5 protein-coding genes are annotated in these 11112 nt (G+C 43.0%); all 5 read left to right on the top strand.

What is annotated here, in order from left to right:
• The coding region (locus tag LHW48_04645; protein ID MCB5259750.1) for a hypothetical protein at positions 1–544 on the top strand (544 nt) is incomplete at its 5' end.
• Positions 545–1070: 526 nt separating this feature from the next.
• Positions 1071–4235: a T9SS type A sorting domain-containing protein gene (locus tag LHW48_04640; protein MCB5259749.1), complete on the top strand. Its 3165-nt coding sequence runs from the start codon at positions 1071–1073 to the stop codon at positions 4233–4235.
• A gap of 16 nt (positions 4236–4251) precedes the next feature.
• On the top strand, positions 4252–5154 hold the full coding sequence (locus tag LHW48_04635; GenBank protein MCB5259748.1) for a PorV/PorQ family protein: 903 nt from the start codon (positions 4252–4254) through the stop codon (positions 5152–5154).
• 75 nt (positions 5155–5229) lie between these two features.
• Positions 5230–9399: a S8 family serine peptidase gene (locus LHW48_04630; protein MCB5259747.1), complete on the top strand. Its 4170-nt coding sequence runs from the start codon at positions 5230–5232 to the stop codon at positions 9397–9399.
• A 73-nt stretch (positions 9400–9472) separates the two neighbouring features.
• A complete protein-coding gene (hflX, locus tag LHW48_04625; protein MCB5259746.1) occupies positions 9473–10801 on the top strand; it encodes a GTPase HflX in 1329 nt (442 codons plus the stop codon).
• Positions 10802–11112: the final 311 nt, after the last annotated feature.

Below are 11112 nucleotides of genomic sequence, written 5' to 3'. Positions count from 1 at the left end.
TATTACAGGAAGCTTTATTCCTTTCCACGTAATCGAACTTGCCCGCAAACATGGCGTAAAAGCCATTATTACGGGAGGTATAGACGACCAAGACATAAAGAAACTATTGGGTTACGATATTGGTGTTGCCATCACCGGACACGAAAACATTGGCTTAACAATAGTATGTACTGAAGGCTTTGGTAAGATCACCATGGCAAAGAAAACCTTCGATTTATTAAAACAGTTTGACGGGAAAAAAGCCTCCATTCATGGACACACACAAATCCGTGCTGGGGTTATCCGACCCGAAATTATCATTCCTTTAGCCTTTGAAGAGAATGAATTGGTAAGCAAAGAGGCTGGTTTGCCAGTTTTAGAAATTGGCACCCTAATCCGCATCATTCGCCAACCTCATTTTGGCAGTATCGCCAAAGTAACAGCCCTGCCCGAAGAGTTGACCAAAGTAGAATCCGAAACTTTGGTGCGCATCTTGGAGGCGGAGTTTGACGATGGTACCCGCATTCGCATTCCACGCGCAAATGTAGAGGTTATAGAATCCTAAATGAATAATTAGTAATCACGTGTTGCATAAATAGCTGCTCCAGATTGGGGCAGCTATTATTTCATAGAACCCCGCTTCATAAAACGAATAATCAACGGTTTTGTTACTATCGTAAAAGAAACTGGTATTTCTCCTCCTGCTTTAAGCTGCTGCTAGCGATGCTTCAAGCAGAGATCATCATGTAGATAAGGGAGAATCTCTCGCTTAACCTTGTTTAACGCTTGCCTAATGAAACAAGTAGATAAGCAGGTGTATGATAGAGGTGCTTTACCGTTATAAATATACTTGGCAGTATTCCATGCTCCGATATATTGGGAGCCTTAAGGATTTGTGTTATGGAAAAAATAGTTTCATCAGGAAATTTGCCCGATTTAGAATACAGCTCCATAAGCGCCGGATAGATGTTTTGGATTTTGGGCATTAACGTGCTTTCTGCTTGACGTCTTTAACAAGCTAAAATAGTTTGCACAAGTTCAGATATTTGTATATACATCTTTACACAAAGAACATGGGAGATAGATAAACTATGCCTAAATGGGCTAAATACTTACACTTAGTGGGAATCATTGCCTTATGCTCCACTTTGTTCGGAATGGTCCCGCCTCATCCCCGTTATAAGGGAATAGTAGAAAACTGGCAAGCGCCTCAGATGGATCTGCCAGATAGTTTCGGTATAGACCGTGAGAATGGATGGTTTTCCACAGTAAATACAAAACATCTTGAAGCCCTTAGCCCCAAAAATGGCGACATCCCGCAAAATATTTTGGTTTTGATGGTAGAATTCTCGGACGTACATTTTAGGCTGGAGCCAGCATACCCGGATTCTTTGGCTCATGACCTTGCCTTTTTTGATCGTTGGCTCTTGCATCTATCCGATTTCTTCTGGGACGCTTCTCATGGTCAGTATGAGATGAGCTATCATATTCATCCTCAAAGATTAAGATTACCAAATCCTCTGAGCTATTACGGAGCAGATTCCGCCACCAAAACAGATGTAAATCTGCCCTATATACTCCCCCACCTAATGCCGCTTTGTTCCGATGAAATCAATTTTGGCGATTATGATGGGGTGATAGTTTTCCATGCCGGCGCTGGACAGGAGACTGATATTGAAAAAAAACGCACTAACACCATCTGGAGTACCTTTATCACTAGGCGGCTCTTGCAATCTGTTTTTGATCCTGAGAATGATGACTATCCGGGCTTTGAAACGCCAGATGGGAGCATACTAAAAAATATCGTTATTGTCCCTGAAGACGAATTTCACGACTATTTCCCCGGTCCTCAAGAAGACGAGAATGCAACGTATGTCTTTAGCCTTTATGGAGTTTTAGCACATCAATTTGCCCATATTTTAGGTTTGCCTAGCCTGTTTGATGGCAATATTAGTAATGGAGCCAGTCAAGGAATTGGGCACTGGGGATTGATGGGAACCGGTATCTGGAATGCCAGCGGGTATGTTCCAGCTCAGTTAAGTGCATGGTGCCGATACTATTTAGGATGGGAAAATGCAGTTGAGGTATGGCACGATGCCGAAAATTTGAGCTTAGATCACTTCCTCAATCATAATTCAAGCGCTCAGAGACTATATAAAGTAAATATTTCCTATACAGAATACTTTTTGATAGAAAATCGGCAGCAAAACCCAGATGGAAGCACCAGCATCAATGGCTTACCCAGCTTTTCTTTCAAACTGCTTCCCGATGGCGAACAAGATTACTATCCCCCCGATAGCTTGGGAAATGCAGACCCCTTTTTCAATTTTAGCGAAAACCGTTTTAGTGGTTGTGAATGGGATTTCTTTTTGCCCGGATACGGTAACAGTCCCTTCACCGATGGTAGCGGAATATTGATTTGGCATATAGATGAAAACGTGATCGCCGCTAAGTTTTCGCCGAACTTCGACATTAACCGCATCAATGAAGATGCACATCATAAAGGCGTAGATTTAGAAGAAGCTGATGGCTATCAGAATTTGGATACCGCTGTGGTAAGTGAGTATAAATATGGCGGACCCTACGATAGTTTTAGAGCGAACAATAATGAATATTTTGGCAAAGGCTTTCATAATGAATTGTTGTGGTTGCCGACAGCGGAAAGCTATTATGGGGGAATTCCTCTAGAGATTTATGACATTAGCGAAAGCGGAAATACCATGTCCTTTAGTGTGCGTTTCGCTTGGCGTTTGGATGCCGGATTTGAGGGAGAGAATCACATCCCTCCAGCAGTGATAGATTTTAACGGCGACGGCGAAGATGAGATTTTGTATCCTATGCCCGATGGCAAAATAGCCTTGTTTTCTCAAGATGAAATGTCCGATGGATTTCCCAGATATCTTCAAGGCTATCCCATTCATCTACAAGGAATTAGCCACCCCTATACTTGGGATGGAAACGATCTATATATGCCTTTACACCTCACCACGCTTGCCAGTTTGGCGAAGCTGAATAATACAGGAACAACCTATCCACTAAGGCTTTTAAATCACCGCTGGATAAGTCATCCGGTAGATGCCGGAAACAAGCTTTTCCTTCCTCTTAGAAGTGAAACCGAGGGCTTCGATAAAGTGTTGGTTTATGACAAACAAAGTGGCGAAGAACCGACGGAAATAATTAGATTAAACGAGGGAGAGCTCACCGCAAATCTAAGTTATAAAGATGAAGTGCTGTATGCTTTATCTAAACCTGAACAATCTTCTTTTTACAGCCTTTGCAGTTACGATGCAGACGAAAACTACAATAATTTCTCGATAGATATACCGGCAGATTCTCTGGCTTTTGGTTTGTTTACCGCTCAATTGGCAGATATGGATAATATCATTGTTCAATGCCCTTACAGTGTTTATGTTTTTGAGCAAAGAGATAATGGCATAGTATTGATGGATGGATTTCCCTTTGTCTTTGCCGATAGTAGTTCTGCTCCGCTTACTATTCAAGATTGGGATTCTAATGGAACCCTGGATCTCATTATTGGAACCTCAACCCGAGTTTATATCATCGACCACAAAGGTGGAGATATGAGCTCAGTAAGTTTCAATATTGCTGCAACAGATGATGGAATTTCGGCAGGTGCGATAGCTTTAGATTTGGATGGAGATGAAAAAATGGAGCTAGCAAGTGCCCTAAGTATGAATCGCTTGGTAATGTGGGATGATAACTCGCATATCGAGAGTGGTTTTCCCACTTCATTTGCTAATCGGGGCAGAACCTTGCCTTTTGTGGCAAAAGGCGCAGATGATAGTTACTATTTATGGCTTGCCACCGATAATGGCTCAATCTTCCGTGCTGCCTTACCCAATTACGATCCTCAAACTGCCGATCAAGGATGGCTCTGCGAATATGGAAACCTGCAAAGAACTGCCTCTCGTGGTGCTTCAACCTCTCAAAACCAGTATGAGAGCAATAGTCTATTTGTAGAAAATGAATTGTATTTCTTCCCAAATCCGTTAAAATCTATTTACGAACCACGAATCAGGCTTTCCGTGATGCCCACTCGAGATGCAGAAATAGAACTTGCCATCTACGATATCTCAGGGAAATTGGTTTATAAACATAAAGCAATAGCTTATGCCTACCTTCGTAACCTAGATATATTCAACATTCCAAGCTCTAGGCTTGGTAGCGGAATCTATTTGGCGGTAATTAAGGGCGGCGATCAGACCAAAAGCCTCCGCTTTGGTATTGAAAAGTAATAAGGAGCATGTTTACATGAAGCAATATATTCTAATCCTATTGATGGCTACTCTCGCCTGCACGGTAGCGGCCGGTATATCCGATCGTGCTGGTGAATACGGCTATAAGTTTCTTAATATTCCGGTTAATCCGGTTAGTCAAGCCTTGGCAGGACGCGGATTACACAGCTTGGAAAACTCTGCCTCATGGTTGTGGCAACCGGCATCGGCAATGATGCATGTCCAGAATTCAGTTTCTGCTTCTCACAGCACATGGATTGGCGATACAGCTTACAGTTCACTTGTGTATTCGCGGTCCAGCCGCACTTCCCACGTAGGCTTTGCGCTTAGGAACCTTAGCTATGGAGAGATTGAGCAACGTGACGATAGCGCTGTACTCCTTGGTTATTATAGCCCGGCAGATCTTGGCTTAACCGGAAACTATGCCCTGCGTGTTACACCAAGCATCTATGTTGGCGCAAACCTTGGTGTTTATTATCAAAAAATAGATACCGCCTCTTCATTGGCTTTAAGCACCGATATCGGCATAAGCTCGCTTACCTTTGTTAAGGATAGTCGCCTCTCATTCTCGGTGAGAAATCTGGGGCTAAGTAATAAGATGGATCACGAGCAAGTCAAATTACCCATCAGCTTTGACTTGGACGCCAATAAAGGTTTTGCTTTAGGTGAACAATACTTGAATTTGGAAACTGGAATCGTGATAACGCCAGATTCGGATCCACAAACGCACTTAGCTACAGAGCTTACCCTACTTAAACGCATAAACTTGCGTACTGGCTACAAATTTAACCACGATAGCGCAGATTTTAGTGCCGGAATTGGTTTCAATGTCTCCCATTTTGTGGTAGATTATGCATTTGTACCCTACACAGAAGGCTTGGGGAATGTGCACAGCTTTGGCTTAAGCTATCGTTTCTAACATAATATGAGTTTAACCCTCCCCCACACTAACCGCTCCATTACTGCCATGAGAACGCTACAGCAGATAAAACCCATGTTGTTGCTTGTCCTTTCCTGCATGGTGCATGCTGTTTATGCAATACCAAGCCATGTTCCGGGTTCTGTAATATTTAAAACTGAAGCAAACCTTAGCATCAAAGACAATAAAACCGGAATTGCCACGTTCGACAGCTATTTACGTAGTGTTGGCTTAAAAAGTATTAAGCCCATAAAAGGTATGCCTGGAAATCGCTATTTTACCGCCACCGTAAATGATATGCCAGATCTTGAACATGTGAAGCATCTCAGCTTCCCAGGCATCAGCTACATGGAGCCAAATTATCTCCGTAAACTACACGCCGCACCCAACGATCCTTTGTATTCACGACAACTACATCACATGGTAAGCTTGCCTGCCGCTTGGAATTATACCACGGGAAACAATCAAATTGTTGTTGGGGTTATCGATAGCGGACTGCTGATAAACCATCCGGATATTACAGATAATGTCTACATCAATCAGGTGGAGATTCCGGGAAATGGGATCGATGACGATAATAACGGATACATCGACGATTGGTGTGGATGGGATTTTGTGGATGCTCCAGAAATGGCAGATATTGCACTGGGAGATTTTATTGAGCAAGATAACGATGTAGAAGACGAAAACTTTCATGGAACTCATGTTTCGGGCATTATAGGTGCTTCGGGCAACAACGGAATAGGCGTTAGCGGAGTTTGTTGGAATGTAAGCATTATGCCACTAAGAGCTGGTTTCCGTACTACTGATGCCGGCTATTTGCAAGATGACGATGCCGCCGCTGCCATTATCTATGCCGCCGATAACGGATGCCATGTAGTAAACATGAGTTGGGGCGACCCAAACTATTCTGCCATCATCGCCGACGCCTGTGAGTATGCTTATAATAAGGGTGTAACCTTAGTAGCATCTTCAGGAAATGATATTGGACCTATAATGAGCTATCCCGCCAAACTTTCCACCGTTATTTCGGTTTCCAGTGTAAACGCCGCTAAAGCGATTTCTGGCTTCGCCAGTTACGGACCGGATTTGGATTTGGTAGCACCCGGAGAGATGGTGCTTTCTACCTATCGTGAAAGCGGAAACGAGACATATATGGAGATGAGCGGCACATCTATGAGCTCACCTTATGTAACGGGGGCGGCTGCTCTATTACTTTCATTGACTCCGGGCTTATCACCAGCTGAGGTAAGGGCTCGCTTGCTTTCCAGCACTGACGATATTGATAGTCCCGGTTTTGACATTCGCACCGGACATGGCTTATTGAATGTGCAAAAACTTTTAGACAACCTTAATCCTCCCTATATAAGAGTAGATTATCCATTAGATCAGTTGAGTATTTCTTCCACCGTAGCCATCACCGGAAGTGTGTATGGAGATGATTTTGCACGCTATAGCATTATGTACCGAAGCATATCTGATCCAGCACTTTCTGATTGGCGTGATGTTGCTGAGCACACTATGCAACCCGTATATTTTGACCAGCCTGTGTATAACTCTCAGCTGGGTGAATTCCGGATCCCCTCCAGTTTTCCGGAAGGCAGTTATATGGTTCGCATTCAATATGAACGGCAGCAAAACAACCTCCTTAAATACAATTATTTCTTTACGGTAAGGGTAGATCGCAGCGCTCCGATATTAAAAGATGGCAGCCTGCACGGGTTTACTCGCTACGAGAATGAGAACTTGCGCCATTACATAGGTGCTGTTTACGATGAAGTAGTGCAAGGTAAATTGATAGTTACGGACAGCCTGGGAGGTACGCATATAATATATGGATCAGTGCCAGATTCGGTGCAGATTTGGCCTCTACCTCAAACCCTCCCTCAAGGTTATATTGACATAAGTGTTTATGCCACAAACCTCGCCGAGATAAGCACTCAAACCCCTTTACATCCTAACTTTATGAACATTGCCTATCACAGCATCCCCACTCACGGCTTTGTGAAAAGGGAAATTGGTGAAGCCAGAGTACCGCTTAATTGCTGGTTCGATTTCGACGGAAACGGTAAACTTGAATATCCGGCAATGGAGATGCCTGTTTCTGGATATGGGGCTGTTCACATCTATGAACCAAATAGCGCCGGACACGTTTTGAAACACAGCTTTGAGCAAAATGGATGGCCGCTACATTTGGGCAACACAAATACTAGTGGGACAGAGCTCCTTTTATTACAATCTGAAACAGCAAAACTCTGGGAAGCGTATCCCCAAAACCAGATATATTACCCCCAACCAGATTCCTTAATATTTCAGGATACCGGCATAATTGGCGGGAGCATGGGCGATTTTAGCGGTAGCTCAAATTTGGGTTTGCTTTTAGTTAAAAACTTGCCCTTGCAACGAGTAATTCAGTTGTATGCCCGTAGCCAACAAGGAATTATGACTGCGCGAAACACGCTTATCAACACTTCTCAAACAGCTCAGCGCAACAACTTTGTGCCCACCGTTATCGTAGATAATTTGGACAACGATAGCCATCCAGATATTCTTACGGCAGATACTGATGGCGACATTATGATTTTTGAAGTTTTAAACAACGCCGAAGCACCCTTAACCTGGCATCGCAGATTCCCGGTGGCAAATACCTATCAACTCGCCAGTGGAGATTTTAATGGTGATGGTAGAAGGGATTTTCTAGTAGGCGGATACAATACCAGCATCTTAAATAAAGATCTCGATTTTTGGCTTTTTGAAGCTTTTACCGGTACTGGCAATAATCAATATTCCAGTATGGGACAGATAATGTTTAACAATGTGGAATCTCAAAATGCTATCACGGTAGCTGACGTGAATAACGATGGTAAAGATGAGATTATTCTAGCCCTATCACCAAATCTGTATTATCTGAAATATGATAACAACACTTTGAGCCCTTTCTTTATGGGTGACAGTAATATGAACTACCGCATTGCCGCTTATCCCGGATTTGATGGCAACAGTAGGATAATTGCCAACAGTAAAAATGCCGCCGATTCTTTAGTATTTGTGGAATGGCAAAAAGATGAACCCTTTAGCGGTCCCCAAGCACCCATAAACGTTATTGCCCAAGCTTTGGGACCCAATTCGATTCAGATTAGCTGGATCGATATTGGCGCAGATAGCTACAACATATACCGTCGCGATTCGGATGGAGATCTCATCCTGATTGGCTCCAGTACGCAAGCTGAGTTTACCGATACTATGGTTACCTGCGGGCTATCATACAAATATGCCGTAAGTTCCGTTTTTAATGCGATGAATCCTAGCGAAAGCTATTTATCGGCGTGGCACAAAACCACTCCGCTGGAGATTCCCGAAATAGTTGATATTCAAATGATAGGATTACGTGAAGTCCGAGCAAAGTATAACCAAGCCATGCCAGCTTCGGCCCTTAATCCGAACCACTATGAGCTTTCTCATGGTATGGGAAACCCAATATCCGTAAACAGCATAGATCAACAATGTGGAGTACAACTTCGCTTTCGCAATGAACTGCCTCAATCGGATGTAATGTATACCTTAACTCTGCACGGCATAACCGGTAGCAGCGGCATTCCCCCCCAGGAAATTCAACACTCATTTCCATATGTAATTGATGTAGATGCACCTCGAGTAGAGAGCGTAAGTATTATAAATGGCAATAAAGGGGTACACATAGAGTTTAGTGAGGAACTGAGTATTACAACCGCCTCCCACAAAGCTAATTACCTTCTTAATTGCCCCCAAAACGATTCCAATAACAGTATTATCGATGTTCAATGTGAGAATAATACTGCGATCATCAGCTTTGCCCATGCTCTAAAATATAGTAATGATGCCTATTTTATTAAAGTGGTGAATGTTGAGGATCTCTTTGGCAATCGCATTTCCGCCTTTCACAATCTTGCTCGCTTTGCTTTGCGAGATATAGATAATCTTAAAAACATTGTGGTTTTTCCCAATCCTATGCGCCGAAAAGAGCATAACGAGGTTGTATTCATGAATTTCCCCATCGGGAAATCGGGAACCATTGTTATCTACGATGCTGCGGGAACCCTTGTATACAAAGCAAACATCGGTCCCTTTAATCCAGATAACAACCGCATCACCTGGCGATGGAACGCAAGGAACAACGAAGGAGATCTTGTCTCCAGCGGAATCTACTTTTATATAATTGACATGAATGATGAGCGCACAAGAGGAAAATTCGCCGTGATCAACTAATCACTCCCATCCCAACACCAAAACAATCTACCAATTTCTCGAGGGCTACCGCAGGGATAATAAGGAGTAATATATGCAAGAATATCTTATAGAAGAATATGATGAAATGGATCTCGATACTTGGAACGAGCTTGAAAACGAAGAAGATTGTGCTTTTATAGCAGATATTGTTTCTAAAAACACATCTCCAGAAGATAGCAAGGCTTCTTTGGACGAGCTCGAACGCCTTGCCGATACAGCCGAGATTACCATCTTGGGAAGATATACGCAGAAACGCCCAAAACCGGAACGCAGCACATACTTTGGCAAGGGCTTTTTAGAGGAACTTTCCACCAAGATGCTACAAGCTGGTGCTTCCGTGTTGATTGTAAATGACGAGCTTGCCCCCATGCAAATACGAAACATAGAGAAAAACCATCAGATAAGGGTAATAGATCGCACTGAAGTAATTCTCACCATATTCCACAAACATGCCAAAACCAAAGAGGCAAAACTGCAAGTGAAACTTGCCGAGCTTCAGTACCAATTACCCCGCTTAAGAAGGCTCTGGGGACATTTCGATAAAGAGCGTGGCAATGCTCGCTCACAAGGTGGCACAGCTTCTCGCGGCATGGGTGAAAAACAAATTGAAATAGATAAACGCCTCATCCGTGAACAGATAAAAAAAATAACCAAAGCTATAGATAGTATTACTAAGCACAAAGAAACCCAACGAAAGCAACGCGAGAACAGCAAGAAAATTTGTTTGGTAGGCTATACCAATGCCGGCAAATCTACTCTTTTTAATTGCCTTACCGATGCCGGTGTTCTGGTAGAAAACCGTCTTTTTGCCACTCTCGATTCCACCACTAGGCAACTAAAACTCTCCACAGGGGCTCCCGCTGTGATTTCGGATACGGTAGGATTCATTTCCGAACTTCCACACCATTTAGTGGCATCTTTCCGCGCCACACTTATGGAAGCCGTAGATGCAGATCTGCTACTACATGTTGTAGATATTGCAGATCCCCGTCACGACTATTATATCCATCAAGTAAACGAAGTTCTAAAATCCATTGGCGCTGAAAGCATCCCCCAACTTTTAGTTTTGAATAAAAGTGATCTTATCGACGATAGAATGAAAAGTATTGTGCAACGCTTTTATGAGAATTCCATCGCCATCAGTGCCATCAAAAACATAGGCATCCCTGAGCTTCTGCAAGAAATCGAAGCAGTGCTGATGGATAACCGGATTTATACTATTGTGTTGCCCTATGCGCAAACCGCTTTGGTTTCACGCTTGCACGATATTGCCATCATCCAAACCGAAGAATACAAAGAGGATGGCATCTACCTCAAGGTGAAACTCCCGGCCATAGACAAGCATCTTATTGAAAGCTTCATCGTTTCTGATGAGTCGTGAACTGATTCTTTCTTATTTCTCGCCCATAGTTTTAAGCCACCATTACCGATAGATACTGTTGAGATCATGCTGTCTGTGAAGGATGATAGTAGCCTAAAGCTCACCTAATTCCAACCTCAAGCATTGAGCGTATAAACACCATCTTGAATACGACAAGATGCCGATTCAACCTATTGAGATTTGGCAAATTCCATTACTAGCGTAATAGTAGTTTTATCCAAACGATTGCTAATCGTGGAACTAACGCTTCTAACCAGCTTTACGACAGCAGGTTTATTTATTAGTTACGATGGAAAATAGAAGAAATGCAC

It is taken from the genome of Candidatus Cloacimonadota bacterium (assembly GCA_020532355.1).
Taxonomy (GTDB): Bacteria; Cloacimonadota; Cloacimonadia; order Cloacimonadales; family Cloacimonadaceae; genus UBA5456.
This window is presented reverse-complemented; position numbering and strand designations above follow the sequence as displayed.

What these genes read in the sequence shown, in the direction of transcription:
- LHW48_04640 (MCB5259749.1), top strand. Translation starts at nt 1,071, where the DNA reads ATGCCTAAATGGGCTAAATACTTACACTTAGTGGGAATCATTGCCTTA.
- LHW48_04635 (MCB5259748.1), top strand. Translation starts at nt 4,252, where the DNA reads ATGAAGCAATATATTCTAATCCTATTGATGGCTACTCTCGCCTGCACG.
- LHW48_04630 (MCB5259747.1), top strand. Translation starts at nt 5,230, where the DNA reads ATGTTGTTGCTTGTCCTTTCCTGCATGGTGCATGCTGTTTATGCAATA.
- hflX (MCB5259746.1), top strand. Translation starts at nt 9,473, where the DNA reads ATGCAAGAATATCTTATAGAAGAATATGATGAAATGGATCTCGATACT.